Annotated in this window: 17 protein-coding genes; 3 read left to right on the plus strand and 14 right to left on the minus strand. The window is 39.3% G+C overall.

All coding sequences use genetic code 11. The features are described 5' to 3' along the window. Positions 1–72: 72 nt before the first annotated feature. Positions 73–711, minus strand: coding sequence for a 23S rRNA (uridine(2552)-2'-O)-methyltransferase RlmE (rlmE, locus tag B9T19_RS08720; RefSeq protein WP_094568241.1), 639 nt, complete (start codon positions 709–711; stop codon positions 73–75). Positions 712–958: 247 nt separating this feature from the next. Beyond that, a complete protein-coding gene (locus tag B9T19_RS08725) occupies positions 959–1,300 on the minus strand; it encodes a hypothetical protein (RefSeq protein ID WP_094568242.1) in 342 nt (113 codons plus the stop codon). On the opposite strand from B9T19_RS08725, the gene yhbY reads away from it, so the two are divergent. After that, complete coding sequence (gene yhbY / locus B9T19_RS08730) at positions 1,299–1,607, plus strand: ribosome assembly RNA-binding protein YhbY (RefSeq protein WP_094568243.1); 309 nt, start codon at positions 1,299–1,301, stop codon at positions 1,605–1,607. The two genes, B9T19_RS08725 and yhbY, sit on opposite strands and share 2 nt — an antisense overlap. Positions 1,608–1,776: 169 nt before the next feature. Here yhbY and B9T19_RS08735 read toward each other — a convergent pair whose 3' ends face one another. Beyond that, complete coding sequence (locus B9T19_RS08735; protein ID WP_094568244.1) at positions 1,777–2,505, minus strand: thioredoxin fold domain-containing protein; 729 nt, start codon at positions 2,503–2,505, stop codon at positions 1,777–1,779. Between the two features lie 205 nt (positions 2,506–2,710). Beyond that, a complete protein-coding gene (gene xerD, locus B9T19_RS08740; protein WP_094568245.1) occupies positions 2,711–3,610 on the minus strand; it encodes a site-specific tyrosine recombinase XerD in 900 nt (299 codons plus the stop codon). A gap of 314 nt (positions 3,611–3,924) precedes the next feature. Between xerD and B9T19_RS08745 the strand changes: the two genes are divergently transcribed. Together B9T19_RS08745 and B9T19_RS10630 are read left to right on the plus strand one after the other, a co-directional pair. Next, positions 3,925–5,835 carry a Na/Pi cotransporter family protein gene (locus B9T19_RS08745; protein WP_094568246.1) on the plus strand — a complete coding sequence of 637 codons (1,911 nt, stop codon included), beginning with the start codon at positions 3,925–3,927 and terminating at the stop codon, positions 5,833–5,835. Between the two features lie 414 nt (positions 5,836–6,249). Further along, complete coding sequence (locus B9T19_RS10630; protein WP_094568247.1) at positions 6,250–7,011, plus strand: hypothetical protein; 762 nt, start codon at positions 6,250–6,252, stop codon at positions 7,009–7,011. A 378-nt stretch (positions 7,012–7,389) separates the two neighbouring features. Here the strand turns inward: B9T19_RS10630 and B9T19_RS08755 are convergent, their stop codons facing one another. From B9T19_RS08755 to B9T19_RS08795, 10 genes are all read right to left on the minus strand, one after another. Continuing rightward, positions 7,390–7,617 (minus strand): DUF3820 family protein, encoded by a 228-nt coding sequence (locus B9T19_RS08755; RefSeq protein WP_094568248.1) that lies wholly within the window; start codon positions 7,615–7,617, stop codon positions 7,390–7,392. Between the two features lie 105 nt (positions 7,618–7,722). After that, positions 7,723–9,051, minus strand: coding sequence for a tRNA uridine-5-carboxymethylaminomethyl(34) synthesis GTPase MnmE (gene mnmE, locus B9T19_RS08760; protein ID WP_094568249.1), 1,329 nt, complete (start codon positions 9,049–9,051; stop codon positions 7,723–7,725). A 128-nt stretch (positions 9,052–9,179) separates the two neighbouring features. Further along, complete coding sequence (gene yidC / locus B9T19_RS08765; RefSeq protein ID WP_094568250.1) at positions 9,180–10,925, minus strand: membrane protein insertase YidC; 1,746 nt, start codon at positions 10,923–10,925, stop codon at positions 9,180–9,182. 42 nt (positions 10,926–10,967) lie between these two features. Beyond that, the gene (gene yidD, locus B9T19_RS08770) at positions 10,968–11,177 is read right to left on the minus strand and encodes a membrane protein insertion efficiency factor YidD (protein ID WP_094568251.1); all 210 of its coding nucleotides are present in this window, start codon (positions 11,175–11,177) and stop codon (positions 10,968–10,970) included. Then, positions 11,162–11,557: a ribonuclease P protein component gene (gene rnpA / locus B9T19_RS08775; RefSeq protein ID WP_094568294.1), complete on the minus strand. Its 396-nt coding sequence runs from the start codon at positions 11,555–11,557 to the stop codon at positions 11,162–11,164. Before rnpA ends, yidD begins: the two co-directional genes overlap by 16 nt. 117 nt (positions 11,558–11,674) lie before the next feature. Continuing rightward, the gene (gene rpmH, locus B9T19_RS08780; protein ID WP_026878661.1) at positions 11,675–11,809 is read right to left on the minus strand and encodes a 50S ribosomal protein L34; all 135 of its coding nucleotides are present in this window, start codon (positions 11,807–11,809) and stop codon (positions 11,675–11,677) included. Positions 11,810–11,975: 166 nt separating this feature from the next. Further along, positions 11,976–13,187 carry a methionine adenosyltransferase gene (gene metK / locus B9T19_RS08785; RefSeq protein ID WP_094568252.1) on the minus strand — a complete coding sequence of 404 codons (1,212 nt, stop codon included), beginning with the start codon at positions 13,185–13,187 and terminating at the stop codon, positions 11,976–11,978. Between the two features lie 581 nt (positions 13,188–13,768). Next, a complete protein-coding gene (gene leuA, locus B9T19_RS08790) occupies positions 13,769–15,451 on the minus strand; it encodes a 2-isopropylmalate synthase (RefSeq protein ID WP_094568253.1) in 1,683 nt (560 codons plus the stop codon). A gap of 176 nt (positions 15,452–15,627) precedes the next feature. Further along, positions 15,628–15,762, minus strand: a complete 135-nt coding sequence (locus B9T19_RS10805; RefSeq protein WP_255406361.1) for a hypothetical protein — start codon at positions 15,760–15,762, stop codon at positions 15,628–15,630. 436 nt (positions 15,763–16,198) lie between these two features. Further along, entirely contained in the window at positions 16,199–16,465 is a 267-nt protein-coding gene (locus B9T19_RS08795) for an oxidative damage protection protein (RefSeq protein WP_094568254.1), read from the minus strand. Between the last annotated feature and the right edge of the window lie 87 nt (positions 16,466–16,552).

Consider the following 16,552-nt stretch of genomic DNA (forward strand, 5'->3'; position numbering starts at 1 on the left):
TACGATTAATAGCGAGATTGATTTACACATCCCCGCCCTTATCCCAAGATGATGGGGATGAAATCAATACTTTCAATCCTCATCTCTTCCCTTAAAACCTTTTGCTAAAAGATAGATCTCAGCACTTCTCGCACGAGAAGCCTTCGGTTTTCTTGTCACCACTTTTGTAAAGTTCTTCTGTAAATCCTTGTAATACTCCTGAAACCCCTCCCCTTGGAAGATCTTCAAAAGAAAATCGCCTCCCGGCTTAAGATTACCCTTTACAAAATCTAATGCTAATTCGAGCAGATACATCGTTTTAGGTTGATCAACCCCTTTAATACCACTCATATTAGGCGCCATATCAGAAAGAACAACATCCACTAAACGTCCATCTAATACTTCCAGCAACTCATCGAGCACCTCATCTTCCCGGAAATCCCCCTGAATAAAGTGAACGCCAGCAAGTGGATCTATAGGTAGCAGATCTAGACCAATGACAACACCATGATCCCCTACGCGATGCATCGCATATTGAGACCAACTACCTGGGGCTGCACCGAGATCTACCACAGTCATTCCTGATCGAAACAGACGATCTTTCTCATCAATCTCTTGAAGTTTATAGATTGCCCGAGAACGCCACCCTTCTCGCTTTGATCGCAATACATACTCATCGTCCATATGCTCTTTAAGCCATCTTGTACTACTTGCGCTTCTCTTTTTTGCCATAATTTTTACTCTTTTATTACTTTTAATTTTTGCTTTTTGCTTTTTGCTTTTTGCTTTTATTTTTAAGCTGTTACATTACTATTGTTATAGTGCTGTTTTTACCATTTTTTCATCATCTAATAGCACTACTCAAAGAGAACAATCCATATTCAATGCTACTATTTAATTGATTAATAGTTGATTAGCTAATTAACTACTGAGCTCTCCATCTCTATGCATCCTTAAGATATCCTATTAGGTATATGCACTATGAATCTTGATCTGGTGTCTCTCCTATTTGTGTCGATCTCTTAGCCTTCTTCTTTTTATCCTCATTTTCTGCTTCAATCTTCGCCTCTATAGCATGATACTGAAGGAGAAAAGATCGCCCTCGCCCTACAAGATAGAGCGCGCCACAAAGACCAAAGAAGAATAACAATCCTAGTTCTACTGCTGGAGTGAAATTCATAAATTGAATTGCAACTAACAAAATAATACCGGCAAGTAGTAGGCTCACCGCTAACACCTTCAAATTTTTAAAAAGATGACGAAGCTGCGCTTGATGTGATACGCTAATCTCTTTATTTCGAGAACTATTTTCATTACTCATGACACAAATTAAACTCACAATTGAACATATCAAATTTCTTAAAGGTAAAGCCCATCATCTTGATCCGGTGCTTATTTTAGGTGATAAAGGCGTTACAGAAAGCTTCATCAAAGAGGCTGACAAAGCGCTTGCACATCACGAGCTTATTAAGATTAAACTCGCAGGTCGTGATCGTGAAGAGAGAGAGTCTATCACAGAAGAGATCGTTACTGCACTCAATGCAACTCTCATCCAGAAAATAGGCGCAATGATTATTCTCTTTAGACGTAATCACGAAGCACCTAAAATCTTCTTCAACTTCAAATAAGTTAACAAATTAATCAAATTAGTCGATCTTTAATTCGGTAATTCGGTCTTTGATCGATCATTAATAAGCTAAAAATTTAAATTAGAAGAGAACAAAAGGTCATCTTATCTTTTAAGATGACCTTTCTTTTATCTATTCAAGAGATAAAAACCCAACAAGTGCTATAAACCTATAATTCCCTTGCATCGATACGTTTACGTAACTCTTTAGGAGGAAGATATCCTGGTAAAATAGCACCATCTTCTAAAATAATTGCCGGCGTTCCCTGCACCCCCATCTCTAAAGCAAGCTGATACTGCTCCGCTATAGGATTTTTGCAACTCGCGGGCTTAGGTTTTGCTCCACCTCGATTATCAGCAAAAGCAATAGCCTCATCTAGTGCTTTATTGCGATCATCAGCACACCAAACAGACACCATCTCTTGATACCCTTCTGAATTGAGGCCACGGTAAGGGAATCCTACATAGCGGACCGTGATTCCTTCTGCTAAATAATCATCAATCTGTGAATGAAGCATACGACAAAATGGACAATCTGTTGTTGTAAATACAGTAACAACATGCTCCTCTTTCGGTGATTGATAGACCACCATATCAGCAGGATCTAATTTAGCAATCTTCTCTTTATTTTGTCGATTGGCATAGTTTTCACTCATATTGACCCCTTTGACGAGATCAATCGCATTTCCCTCTAACATATACTTTCCATCCTTAGAGAGAAAGATAGGATAAGGGCTCTCTTTTACAAAGACCTCATACAAACCATCAATTACTGATGGTTGGACCTCTTCAACAGTGACCCCTTGAATTAAGTTATTAAAGTGCTTCAAGTTTGCATCTGCATTTGCAACTGCCGATAAGCCTAATAGAGTGGCCGAAACCAGGAGTAATTTTTTCATGAATTGCCTCTGTGGATATTTTAATAATTGTCTTCTTTTATGATCAGTGTCTGCTCAATTTCTCGCTTACCTGCTCGTTCACTTTTACAGGACACTTTTTCACAATAATGTAGAGAGTGTATCGTATTCACTTACAATGTAAATAGAATATCGTAAAGATCAAACACTTTTTATCAGCGCTCTTTTCCAGTAAACGCACCTGTCACTACCCTCTTGGGTGATTTAAAGCATGTAACTGTTTTAGTCGCTCTTTAGCAACATGAGTATAAATTTGTGTGGTAGAGAGACTACTATGACCTAATAAGAGTTGCACTACCCGCAGATCTGCACCATTGTTAACTAAGTGAGTTGCAAATGCATGGCGTAAGGTGTGGGGCGAAACCTCTCCTTGAATACCGACTTCTTGGACATATTTCTTTATGACATACCAGAAAGCCTGCCGAGACATTGCCGTCCCCCGATTACTCACAAAGAGGGTATTACTCGCGCGATCCTTAAGAAGCAGCGGTCTTGATCGATCGATATAGCTTTTTACAGCCTCTAAAGCGACCTCACCAATAGGAACTAAACGCTCTTTATCCCCTTTCCCAACAACACGCACATACCCCACTTCAAAATTAATTTGACTATATTGCAAAGAGATTAATTCTGTCACACGGAAACCACATGAATAGAGAATCTCCAACATTGCATAATCTCTTAAACCTATTGGCGTTGATCGATCCGGTGCGTTGAGAAGCGCAACAACCTCCTCTTGCGAAATAGATACCGGAAGCGGTTTATGAAACTTAGGCAGCTTAATTTTCTCTGCAGGATTCCCCTCATTGACCTTCTCAAGCTGTAAAAAGGTATAAAAATGCTTATAGCAAGAGAGATAACGTGCAAGACTTCGCGGATTTGCATCTGCCTCAATCAGATCTTGAAAAAAATTATTAAGATCTTCTGCAGTAATTGAGACCAAATTGAGCTCACGCTCTTGTAGATAACGACTCAATTTACCAAGATCTCTAATGTAAGAATCATCTGTTTGATCACTCGCACCCTTCTCAAATATTAATGAGTCACGAAATCGCTCGATCGCAACTGCATCATCTAACCACTCCATTTTTTGCTTTAATGCTCCTATCTTTACTCTACCTATCTTTACTCTAAGTTATGATTAAACGTTATGACTCAGTGTCACTCTCTTCCCACTCTCTCTTTTGAGCATACCGACCCGATACTTGCTCAAAGCGCTCTAATAATTTGAGCAATAGGTCAACACTACCTATAATAACCTCTTTCACTCAATTCTTTCTGCATCTAATGTCTGCAGCAAGTAGATGTAGCTATTAGATGCGATCAATTATCCGTAACTATATAAATTTACGCTATCTAATTTAATTGATCTAGATAATTTAATAATTTAAGCGAGGCAATGTGGTCAAAAAACTACTTAAAAATATCGGCATCATTGTCATTACTCTCCTTCTTCTCTACTCATTCTACCTCAATGGTGATTGGCTTGAGTTGTGTGCTGGTCTTGCCTTCTTCCTCTTTGGAATGCAGAGCATGCAAGATGGACTAGAAAAACTTGCCGGTGGTAGATTAGAACGAATTTTAGCGAAGAGAACGGAAACGCCCTTTAAAAGCCTTCTCTTTGGAATAAGCTCAACCTTAATTTTACAATCTACCACTGTTGTTGCCTTGCTTATTATTGCCTTTATCAGTACCGGTCTTATCACTTTAACTGCCGGTATTGGTATTATTATTGGGGCCAACATTGGTTCAAGTGGTGGTATCTGGCTTTTAGCGCTTGCAGGACAAAATGTAAGCTTAGGTCCTTTTGCTTATCCGATGGTTGTGATGGGAATCCTCGCCTCCTTTGCCGGGAAAACAGCTAAAGCTGCCGGACGTGTCTTAATTGGTGTCGCATTTATTCTATTGGCGATTGATCTCATTAAGAGTGGCTTCTCTAGTTTTACAGAAGATTTTGATATCTTAAGCTATCAACTAGAAGGATGGATGGGGATCTTAATTCTTGTCTTTGTAGGAACCGCATTAACCATAGTGCTTCAATCAAGCCATGCAACAATAATGTTGATCTTGACAATGCTTGCTCTTGCCCAGATAGATGCACCTCAAGGCTATGCTTTAACGGTTGGAGCAATCGTAGGAAGTGCCTTAGCTACAGGTATTTTAGGCTTTTTAGGCGGAGATCGTGCCGGCATGAGAGTTGCCGGATCGCATGTTATCTACAATACAGGAACAGCAATTGTCATTCTAATCCTACTCAAACCGATCATTACACTACTCGATCTCTTCGCAATAAAATTAGCATTAGATCCCCTTATCCAAATTGCAGCTTTCTATACCCTCTTTAATATTGTAGGTCTTCTGCTTTTTTGGCCGCTGAAAGGGAGATTAGCGCTCTTTTTAGAAAAAATGATTCCTAACATTCCCGAGCCAAAACAGATTGTCGATTTTAGTGGCGACTATAGTGAGACAGAGGTAGAGGTTCAATATACTCCGCCTAAATATCTTCTCGATACAGCGCTCTCCTCAACACAAACAGCCACCCAAGCTGTGCTCCAAGAGCTCACCTATCTCTCTAAAGTAAGCCTAGAGGTGATCTGCCATATCCTCTTTTTAAAAAGAGAGGTGCTATCGGCTAAAGAGGTAACTCCAGAATCTATTACCCAATATGATGATTTTGATCCTGTTGATGCAGATCTACTCTATCGAAAGCATATTAAAAATCTCTATAGTGAGCTCCTTACCTTTATCAGTAAGATTGAATATAACAAGAATGAGGAGAAGTATCAGAGCGTTCTTTCAACTTGCCAAATTATCGCCTTTAAGTTGGTCTCTGCCGTTAAAAATAGTCATCATCTGCAAAAAAATCTCAAATATTACCTCTCACGAGATCCAAATGTGGCCCAAAACTTCTATATCCGTTTGAGAGAGTATATTGTCAGTAATTTACGGACGGTCTACTCACTACATGTCTACAATGAAGATGAATCCACTTCTCATCTCTCTAGCGCAGAGATGAAGGAAGAATTAAAGAATCAAGCATCTCTTCTCTACCCACAACTACAAGAGATTCCCCTTGCGGAATTGATAGAGTACTCACGTAAATTTGAGAGTCAATTTCGCTCAGATGTCTACTCAGCACTCAAGAGCGGCTCAATTGATGGATTTACCACCAGTTCTATCTTAAATGATTTGAACTACTCCACACAGATCGTTGAGAGTCTATTCAATATCCTCAAGATCATCTCGCTACAAGATCAACCTTTTCTAGAAAAGGTCGATGATATCTTAACAATGGAAGAAAATGATCTTTAGCAATCATTTTAGCAATCATTGGTAATCTCTCTCTAAAGTTGCCTTACCCTCTTTCAATAGAGGCTCTAACCTAGAGCTATTTGATGAACAAATAGCTCTTTTTTGTGATTTTATTGCTTTTTACTGCGACTTCTACGCTAAAATAACGAATTAAGATGGTGAAAATTTAAATAAAATCAAATGAAATCAAATAAAATTAAACAAATTTAGAAAAATTAGCTAATCATTGCTCTCTATAGTTTTTTTTATAAGGTAAATACCGTATAATCGGAGAGATAAACTATTTAAGTATTGAATATCATTTCAATATTCATTTCGGCATTCATTTCGATATTACTTAATCACAAATAATCACTTATTATTTACTTGTTTTTTAAATAATATATTCACTCTACAATAAGGATATTTGACTATATGAAAAATATTACAAAATTACTCTTAATCAGCTCAATCGCTTTTGCAGGTCTTGTTGCATGCTCAGATGAAGCAAAAGATCCCAAAGCGGCTGCAGTCAAACAGACTGAAGAGATTGCTAAAAAAGCGGAGAAAGAGGTGAAAAAAGCAGAGAAAGAAGTTGTTGAACAAGCTAAAAAAGAGAAAGAAGCAACTGAAAAGGCTGCAAAAGAGACTGAGAAAAAGACCATAGAGCAGGCTGAAGAGACAAGAAAAGCGGCTGAAGAAGAGGCTAAAAAAGTAGAAAAAGCGGCTATTGAGAAAGCTGCAGCTGAGAAAAAGGCTGCTGAAGAAGCTAAAAAAACAGCAACAAATAGTGCTGAAGAGAAAGTTGATGAAGCAAAAGAGAAGTTAGCTGAAGCTGAAGAGAAAGCAGCAAAAAAAGCTGAAGAAGTTGCAGAAAAAGCTGCGAAAGAGAGTGAAAAAGCAGTTGATAAAGCAGCTGAGTTAAAGCGCGAAGCAACTGATAAAGTCGCAGAACAAGCTGAAAAAGCAGAAGAAGCTGCAGCAAAAGCGGTAGAAAAGTCCGTTGAAACAACAGAGAAAGCCGCTGCAGATGCTGCGAAAAAAGCTGGCGACAATATGGATAAGATCGAAGAAGCTAAAAAGGCCGCTGAAGAAGCAGCTGCTGAAATTGCAGAAGAGATGAAAAAAGCAGCTGAAGATGCTATGAACAAGACCGTTGAAGAGACTAAAAAGTCTGTAGGTGATCTTGTAAAATAGATAGAGCTTAGCTCTAAAACTTAGATCTCTTTAAAGAATCCACAAGGATTCTAAATAAAACTAGAGAACTAGAGAACAAAAAAACAATAAAAAGCCATCCTCTTAATGAACTCCACCCCAAAAGTTCGACACAACTTTTGAAGTGAGCCCCATTAAGAGTGATGGCTTTTACTATTTTAAGATGACCTCTTTAAGAATTTTTGATCTTTTAAGAGTTTTGATTTTTTGAAGTATTTTAAGATATCTTACAAATATACCCACCAATATACCCCAAAGGACCTAAAAGATACTTTCACCATCTCTGAAGAATATATCGCACAAAGAAAAAGAGATGGGAACGGAGAATGGGAGAACCTTCCTCAAAGGAGCTTTCAAACTTTAGACCTTTAATCGCCTGACTAATCCATCTGTCCCGTCGATCTTTAACATTAAAGCCAATTGCATCAACTGCCCTAACTCACCTTTTGGAAAGCCCTTATCAGCACGATTAAACCATAAAAGATACTCCTCAGGGAGATCTATCAAGATCCTTCCGGCATAACGACCAAAAGGCATCTTGATTGTCGCCAGTTTTAATAGATTTTCTTCCGTTAGAAAGCTCTCCATACGATTAAACTCCTCATCCTTGATAGATGATCACTAAGTTAGCACTTAACTACTTCTTCCTAATACTTCTTTCCTATTATCTCTTTCTAATACTAATTACCGATACTACTTACCGATACAGAAGTTAGAAAAGATCTCCCCTAAAAGGGCATCAGAACTAAACTCCCCTGTAATCTCTCCTAAAGCAATCTGAGCCAGTCGCAACTCCTCCGCTACAAGTTCAATCGCAACTTCATCTTCAATCAATGATAATGCCGTTGCGAAATGCTCTAGAACAGAACGAAGCGCTTGAAGATGTCGCTCTCTTGCGCTAAAGAGCCCCTCCTGAGCCTCAAAGCCGACCTGCTTTAAGATCGCATTCTTCAGTGCCTCTAACCCTTGACCATCTTTAGCACTAATTGCAATATATTTCTCATGTGCACCAATTGTTCTCCCCGATAGATCCGCCTTATTATGAATAATAATTGTAGGAATATTGAGTGCTGCTATATCGGCATCAATACCCTCAAAAGGAGTGCGATCATCATGCATCCAGAGCACTAAATCTGCAGTTGCCGCTTCCTGTTTTGCACGCTTAATACCCTCCGCTTCGATCTGATCGGTCGTTTCGCGCAACCCTGCTGTATCGATAACATAGAGAGGCATACCATCTAAAATAATCTGTTCACGCAATACATCTCGTGTGGTTCCCTCAATATCAGTGACAATTGCGGTCTCTTCCCCCGATAAAGCATTTAGAAGACTCGATTTTCCGGCATTAGGTCTTCCCGCAATAACAACTCGAATACCATCCGTTAAAACTTTACCATTGCCGGCTGATTTTAGAAGTTCAGAGACCTGACTATTTAACTCAGTAAGTCCTTTAACTACATTTCCATCTGAAATAAAGTCGATATCTTCTTCACTAAAATCGATCGCTGCCTCAATATAAACACGCATCATGATAAGTGCTTCCAATAGCTTATTCACTCTTTTTGAGAAATTCCCCGTTAAAGAGCTCATCGCCGCTTTTGCTTGCGCCTCACTCTGGCTCACAATAAGATCATGAATCGCTTCAGCTTGTACCAGATCGAGTTTTCCATTCAAAAAGGCTCGTTCAGAAAACTCTCCTCTTCGCGCCATCGTTGCACCTAGCTCCAATACTCGATTTAAGACACGATTAAGCACAATCACGCCACCATGCCCCTGAAGCTCAATAACATCTTCTCCTGTAAAGGAGTTGGGGCCTTTATAGTAGAGAACCACCCCTTCATCAATCGTTGTCCCATCACGATCTAGAAAAGGGGAGAAATAGGCATGCCTTGGCTTGAGATCTTTCAGTGTTGTCATCTTTTGAGCAATCTCTAATGCTTCACTTCCCGAGATTCTCACAATACCAATACCACCTATCGCGGTACTTGTTGCAATAGCTGCAATTGTTTGATCTTTTAACACTCTTATAGTTCCTCATAAAAAAACAATCCCCATAAAGGGGATTGTAAGTTGTTACTGTCGATAGCTAACGTAAGTTATCATCAATAATTACCTCTTAAGACTAACTTACCGGTGAGTTGACCACACCATTAACTATGCTTCTTAGAGTCCCGCTCAACACGCTTCATAATAATAGTCTGTTGAAGGATTGTTAAGAGGTTGTTTGTAATCCAGTAGAGAACAATACCTGCTGCAAACCACATAAACATAAAGGTAAAGACCACTGGAATCCACTTCATAATCTTCGCCTGCATTGGATCTGTTGGCGCTGGGTTTAAACGTTGTTGGAAGAACATCGTGATTCCCATAATAATCGGCAGGATAAAGTAAGGATCCATCTTCGATAAGTCTTTAATCCATAAGATCCATGGTGCTTGACGTAACTCAACACTCTCCATCAACATCCAGAAGAGCGCAATAAAGACAGGGATCTGGATAATAATTGGCCAGCAACCTCCTAAAGGATTAATCTTCTCTTTACGATAGAGCTTCATCATCTCTTCAGATTGCTTCTGACGGTTATCCGCATACTCTTCACGAATCAGAGCAAGCTTCGGTCCAACCTTACGCATTCTTGCCATTGAGGTATAACCCTTATTCGCAAAATAGAAGAGCGCAATCTTAACAGTAACTGTTAAAAGAATGATCGACCAACCCCAATTGCCTAAGAATGAATGATAGAACTTCAAGATCCATAACATCAATTCAGAGATAGGACTAAACCAACCAAAGTCGAGTGTTAAATCAAGATATTCTGCTGTCTCTTCTAGCTGCTCTTTAAGTTTAGGACCGATAAAATAACGACCTTCAAAACTATGAGCTTCACCTGGCTTTACAGTAACAGGAGCTTGGTCCATCATCCGAATCACATAAGTATTTTGTGATTCATCTTTAAAGTTACCATACTGCAACGTCTGAATGACATTTTGAGTCTGCTTTGTGGCTTCTTTATCTTTACCAGGAACAGAAGCAGCGACAAAGTATTGCTCAATCATTGCAACCCAACCACCTTCACCTCTAAACTCTTTAGGACGATGCTGCACAACCTCATGCCCTTCAGCATTGAAGCCTCGCTCAGTAGTTGTCATTTTGCTATAAGCTAATTTCTCATACTTATAATCATTGTTAGGAAGAGAGAAGACGCTACCATCGAAACTTGATGCGCCAATAGCACTCCCTTTAGGGGTCTGCGGTTTCTTAGTGGCAATCTCACGATACTCTCCACCGACCCAAACTTGGTCAGAATTGTTCTGCAACTCTTGAGTATAACCAATAGTGTAGAGCCCACGCTTAAACTCATAAATCTTATTAACAGTTAATCCGCTCTCAGGATCAACATAGGTTAGAGGAACAATGATGCTCTCATCACCAGGTTGTAACTCATAATGATCTTTTTGACTGCTAAAGATAGCGTTCGTATGATTGGGCGTCCCTTCATGAGTCTGGCTCGATAATCCAGAACGAGTGACTTGGTAACGCTCGCTACTATTATCCATCACCTTAAAGGGTTTATCCTTCTCCTCTAAGCTTTCAGGATATTTAAGAAGCCCTACCTCAATAATATCACCACCCTGCTTTGCAATATTGACCGAGTACACATCTGTAACAACAGTAATATACTCATCAAGAGCAACCGCAGTTTGTACTCCTTGATCTGAGGAACCAATCATCGGGACCTGTCCATCACTATTTAGACTTCCAGTTGCGCCTGGCACAACCTGCTCTACCGGCGTAAGTGGCTTAGGATCGTTGTAATCCACCCACTTCGTGTAGAGAAAATAGATGATGACAGCTAAAATCAATAAGAGAAAAAGACGCTGCTGATTATTCTGCATAAATAATTTCTTTAATAAATGTTAAAACAAATTGAGAAGCTCCTAAGGTACAGGATCTTCCCCACCTTTACAAAGTGGCTGACAACGAACAAGCCGTTTAATTGTCAACCAACTTCCTTTGATTGCACCATATCGCGTAATTGCTTCTAAAGCATAAGTTGAACAAGTCGGCTCAAAGCGACATTGATTCCCCACTAGTGGGCTCAAAAAATATTTATAAAACTTAATAAGCCATATCAAGATTGTACGCATATTTTATTGATCTGTTCCCAATGTTTTTCAAGTGAAGCGTGTAATGCTAATGAATTATGCACATCTGTCGTTGCTCGACTCATCACAACAATATCAAGCCCCTTTAAAAGTGCTTGATGTCTTCGAAATGACTCTCGAACCACTCGCTTTACAAGATTTCGATCTACTGCTCTTTTAAAGTTCTTTTTTGAAATCGCCAGACCTAATCTCGGCACTCTCAAATCTAAAGTATTCCCCTGCTCTTTTGAGTCAGATCGCTTTACTAGTTTAACTAATATAAGGAAAGAGCGATCTTTAAAACTACGGTTATCTTTAAACACCGCACTATAATCTTGTGCGGTTAATAACCTCTTCTCTCTTCCAAATTGAAAATTATTCATATCGATATATCTGATCTCAATAGATACTAACGCAATAGAGCACATTGCAAAACAAAAAGGCGCCTATTATTCAACGATAACAAGCGCCTTGAATCTTTAGAAATTGATTCTATTTAATTATGCTGATAAACGAGCACGTCCACGAGCACGGCGACGATTGATCACTTTACGACCATTTTTTGTAGCCATACGCGCACGGAAACCGTGGTTACGTTTTCTTTTGATTAAGCTTGGTTGAAATGTACGTTTCATACCTAAATCCCTTTATTTATATAAGTGACAATACTCGTAGCGGTTACTGTTAGCACTACGAGTATCAAATTCATACTAAGACAACGGAATATTCTAGCTTTTTCCACTGCAATGTCAAGAATAATTGCATCAAGATGGAGAGAGAATAACCATTTATCTTTGCCAATTAAGACTCTTTAAGACCCGCTTCTTCTCTGAGGATATCAGCCTTATCTGTCTTCTCCCAACTGAAAGCTGTTGCCGTAGTTGTAGTTCCATCTGCAGCTTCATATTCGATCTCATAAGGATGGCGACCAAAGTGACCATAACTAGCAGTTGGAAGATAGATAGGATGCAAGAGATCTAACATCGTAATAATGCCATAAGGGCGAAGATCAAAATGTTTACGTACTAATGCTTCAATCTCTGCTTCAGGAACCTTATTCGTTCCAAACGTAGTGATCGAAATAGAGGTTGGCTCTGCAACACCAATAGCATAAGAGACCTGAATCTCACACTTATCGGCTAATCCGGCAGCTACAATATTCTTTGCAACATAACGTCCTGCATATGCAGCTGATCGATCCACTTTAGAAGGATCTTTTCCAGAGAAAGCACCCCCACCATGGCGCGCCATACCACCATATGTATCAACAATAATCTTACGTCCTGTTAAGCCACAATCTCCCACTGGCCCACCAATTGTGAAGCTACCTGTCGGGTTGATATGATATTTTGTCTCTTTTGTTAACCACTCTGCAGGAAGTGTCTTTTTAATGATCAGCTCCATCACAGCTTCTTCCAAATCTTTCGCTTTGACTTCCTCATCATGTTGCGTTGAAAGAACAACAGCATCAACGTGAGAAATGGAACCATCATTATTGTAGGCAAAAGTCACCTGACTCTTAGCATCAGGACGAAGCCATGAAAGCTGACGACTTTTACGTGCTTCTGACTGACACTCCATTAATCGGTGCGCAAATGTAATAGGTGCCGGCATTAAGACATCGGTCTCATTCGATGCATAACCAAACATCAAGCCTTGATCCCCCGCTCCTTGCTCTTCTGGCAATTTACGGTCTACACCTTGAGCGATCTCGCTACTCTGTTTACCGATGATATTTAAGACACCACAAGTTTTACCATCAAAGCCTACTTTTGAAGAATCATAACCAATATCTGTAATTACACGTCTGACGAGATCTTCAAGATCTACCCAAGCATTTGTAGTTACTTCACCAGCGACGATCGCAACACCTGTTTTAACAAGCGTCTCACACGCGACTCGCGCACCCTTGTCTTCCTTAATAAGAGCATCAAGGACAGCATCAGAGATCTGATCTGCCACCTTATCTGGATGGCCTTCCGATACTGATTCAGAGGTAAATAAATATGTCATACTTCTCTTCTTTTAATGTTCAATAGTAAAAAAACTGCTCCCAAGCTCTTTAATTTTACCCTTCAGTCTTACTCATTAGACCTACGCTTTAGATCTGTATGAGGGGCTTATATCAGCTTGAAAAAGTTTAAAAAGGATTCAATTAGTTCCGGTAATTCTACCATTTTCTCCCATTATGTGCCGAATAAAATATCTTTCAACAAAATGGAGTTTGAGCTATTTCTTTCACGCTCCCTCCCTCTCGCCTCCCCATATCACCACTCTCTCCAAACAACTAAAATATAATTCAATCAGTTACCAAAGAGAATAGGCCCCACCAGGATAATGATACAAGATAGAATCAATTTCATAAAAAACTGGCAAAACTGACAAGTCTAATAAGAATGATGAGGCTGATAAAGAAGAGGAGTGATAGAAGACAATAAAAAAGGATGGTACCACATATACTCTATTAATAGTCTCCGTAGCTGATTGCTGCTACTGATCACCGCTGCTGATCAAGATTCCATATAAAATTAATAGTATTAATATTATTGATACCACCCTTAAAAGATCCCTAAAAGCCCCTCTAAAGAATCTACTTAAAAGGAAAGATAATCTTTTGCTAATGCTCTATTTAATGCCGAGATAACAGCCTTCAATGAAGATCGTGATGTATTAGCATGTGTTGCTGCACCAAAGAGCGTACGGTTACCGATCTGCATCTCCACATAGGAGACAGCATGTGCTGATGAACCTTTACTTCTGGCGTGTTCGCTATAATCTACGACATCTACATCCCAGGAAAAAAGCTCATTGACCCCATTCACTAAAGCCGCTATAGGTCCATTCCCCGTTGCTTTTAATACTTTCTCTCCCGTCGGAGTCTTCAAGGTTAACATCATAGAAGTATTACCTTCCGCATCCTCTTCAATATCGATTGGTGTCTTGATCTCTAATAGAGGATTAATATTGAAGTACTCTCTTTCAAAGATCTCATAAAGATGATTTGAAGTAAGCTCTACCCCTTCACCATCAGCAACCTCTTGTGCAACTTTACTAAATTCGATCTGTAATCGTCTAGGAAGCTCAATACCATGATCTTCTTCAAGAAGATAAGTAACTCCCCCTTTACCTGATTGACTATTCACTCGGATCACAGCCTCATAAGAGCGGCCTAAATCAAATGGATCAATCGGCAAGTAAGGCACTCTCCAATGTTGCTCAGGATTCTCTTTCATATCAGATAATCCTTTTCTAATCGCATCTTGATGTGATCCTGAGAAAGCGGTAAAGACAAGCTCACCGGCATAAGGATGTCGAGGATGGACTGGTAAATCAGTACAATACTCCACCTCTCTAACAACCGTGTTGATCTTACTAAAATCTAAACCAGGATGGAGTCCTTGAGAATACATGTTGAGCGCAACTGTGACTAAATCCACATTCCCTGTTCGCTCACCATGCCCAAAAAGACACCCCTCTACACGATCAGCGCCGGCCATTAAAGCAAGCTCTGTCGCCGCAACAGCACAACCGCGGTCATTATGGACGTGAGCACTGATGACAACAGAATCACGACAACTAATATGATCACAGAACCACTCAATCTGATCCGCATAGACATTAGGTGTTGACATCTCAACAGTTGCCGGTAAGTTTAAAATTAACTTATTCTCTGGTGTTGGCTTAAAGACCTCACAGACAGCTTCACAAACCTCGAGTGAAAATGGCAATTCTGCATCGGAGAAGATTTCAGGAGAGTATTCAAAATGCCATTCCGTTTCAGGATACTTTAATGATTCAGCTAAAATCATCTCACCACCTTTTACGGCTAATGCTTTAATCTCCGGCTTCTCCATCTTAAAGACAACACGTCTAAAAGTGGGAGAGACAGCATTATAGTAATGAATAATTGCTTTCTTAACCCCTTTTAATGCTTCAAATGTCTTTGTGATAAGATCTTGGCGCGATTGTGTTAATACCTGAATCGTCACATCATCTGGGATACGATTCTCCTCAATCAATTTACGTACAAAACTAAATTCTGTATCGGAAGCTGATGGGAATCCTACCTCAATCTCTTTAAAGCCACACTCAATCAAAAGATCAAACATCCGAATCTTCTTCTCAACACTCATTGGTTCAATCAGTGATTGGTTACCATCACGTAAATCTGAACTTAACCAACGTGGCACTTTAGTAATCTCTTTATTAGGCCAAGTACGGTTTGTATAGTTAGGAACTTCAAAGCGTTGATATTTCTGTTCAGGATTAGGGACCATAATTAAATTCTCCTCTACTTTTATTAGTATGCTATTTCTGCGCACTCAATATGCGCTTATTATCAATAAATCGATGAATCAAAAAAAGGGGGCGGTAACAAAAAGGAAAGGTAGCAATTGCCGAAAGTGAGTACCTCAATCATCAATCACAAGAGAGATAGATGACCGACAAGATTCTACTCTTCCCAATCAAAAGAGCTAAAGAGTAGTTGTAAACTATAGGTTAAGACATGCCAACGGACGAAATGATCATTTCGTGTTGTGATATTGATTAAGGTATTTTTATCTGAGAAAGAAACTAAGGGATTCATAATCACACCAAAGAGAACTACGGACTTCTAAAATCTTTAAAATAAGCAGATTTAGGCTGCAACCATTGCGGTTACAGCAGAATAAGTCGTAGTGGTAGAAGTGTGATATTTTTAGTTTTCATAAGAAAAACCTTACCCTCTTTTAAAAAAGAGTTCAAGCTTTATTTTAAATGAATGATTTTCAATCAATCACTATTCAGTAACTCTCTTGATGAATAGAGCTCAAGAGCAAGTGAGTAAAAGAGAAGAAGCGGAGAAGAGAAGCAGCAAAGAGATAACATAAAACGATAGTATCACGCTTTAGAAAGCCATTTAAAACAATAGGTCATCACAAAAAAAGGATGTGGCTCTAAAGCGCACATCCTCTTAATGGTAAGGTAATTTGTAATTTCCAGTTATTCTCCTCACCACCATCTCTACATTCATTATTAAGCAACTATTGAGGCTTAAATGCATCCGGCATATCCGCACCATCACCAAAAAAGAAATCATGCATCTGTTTTTCTAAAAACTCTCTCGATTTAGGATCAAGTGGGTTAATACGATACTCATTGATTAAAATTGTTTGCGCTCTTAACCATTGTTGCCATGCTTCATTAGAGACATTTTCAAAAATTTGCTTTCCTAGCTCCCCAGGATACATCTGTCTTGGCATACCTTCTGCTTCTTTTTGCAATTTGACACAAAAAACTTTACGTGACATAAACTTCTCCTCAAGTTAATTCATCTGATCTCAGTTAAACTGATCTCAATTGATTTGATCTCTAATTTCGATTCTCCATTATATAGA

This window comes from Ignatzschineria sp. F8392, from assembly GCF_002252045.1.
In the GTDB taxonomy this organism is placed as follows: Bacteria; Pseudomonadota; Gammaproteobacteria; order Cardiobacteriales; family Wohlfahrtiimonadaceae; genus Ignatzschineria.

What these genes read in the sequence shown, in the direction of transcription:
- rlmE (WP_094568241.1), bottom strand. Translation starts at nt 711, where the DNA reads ATGGCAAAAAAGAGAAGCGCAAGTAGTACAAGATGGCTTAAAGAGCAT.
- yhbY (WP_094568243.1), top strand. Translation starts at nt 1,299, where the DNA reads ATGACACAAATTAAACTCACAATTGAACATATCAAATTTCTTAAAGGT.
- B9T19_RS08725 (WP_094568242.1), bottom strand. Translation starts at nt 1,300, where the DNA reads ATGAGTAATGAAAATAGTTCTCGAAATAAAGAGATTAGCGTATCACAT.
- B9T19_RS08735 (WP_094568244.1), bottom strand. Translation starts at nt 2,505, where the DNA reads ATGAAAAAATTACTCCTGGTTTCGGCCACTCTATTAGGCTTATCGGCA.
- xerD (WP_094568245.1), bottom strand. Translation starts at nt 3,610, where the DNA reads ATGGAGTGGTTAGATGATGCAGTTGCGATCGAGCGATTTCGTGACTCA.
- B9T19_RS10630 (WP_094568247.1), top strand. Translation starts at nt 6,250, where the DNA reads ATGAAAAATATTACAAAATTACTCTTAATCAGCTCAATCGCTTTTGCA.
- B9T19_RS08755 (WP_094568248.1), bottom strand. Translation starts at nt 7,617, where the DNA reads ATGGAGAGCTTTCTAACGGAAGAAAATCTATTAAAACTGGCGACAATC.
- yidC (WP_094568250.1), bottom strand. Translation starts at nt 10,925, where the DNA reads ATGCAGAATAATCAGCAGCGTCTTTTTCTCTTATTGATTTTAGCTGTC.
- yidD (WP_094568251.1), bottom strand. Translation starts at nt 11,177, where the DNA reads ATGCGTACAATCTTGATATGGCTTATTAAGTTTTATAAATATTTTTTG.
- rnpA (WP_094568294.1), bottom strand. Translation starts at nt 11,557, where the DNA reads ATGAATAATTTTCAATTTGGAAGAGAGAAGAGGTTATTAACCGCACAA.
- rpmH (WP_026878661.1), bottom strand. Translation starts at nt 11,809, where the DNA reads ATGAAACGTACATTTCAACCAAGCTTAATCAAAAGAAAACGTAACCAC.
- metK (WP_094568252.1), bottom strand. Translation starts at nt 13,187, where the DNA reads ATGACATATTTATTTACCTCTGAATCAGTATCGGAAGGCCATCCAGAT.
- leuA (WP_094568253.1), bottom strand. Translation starts at nt 15,451, where the DNA reads ATGGTCCCTAATCCTGAACAGAAATATCAACGCTTTGAAGTTCCTAAC.
- B9T19_RS10805 (WP_255406361.1), bottom strand. Translation starts at nt 15,762, where the DNA reads ATGAATCCCTTAGTTTCTTTCTCAGATAAAAATACCTTAATCAATATC.
- B9T19_RS08795 (WP_094568254.1), bottom strand. Translation starts at nt 16,465, where the DNA reads ATGTCACGTAAAGTTTTTTGTGTCAAATTGCAAAAAGAAGCAGAAGGT.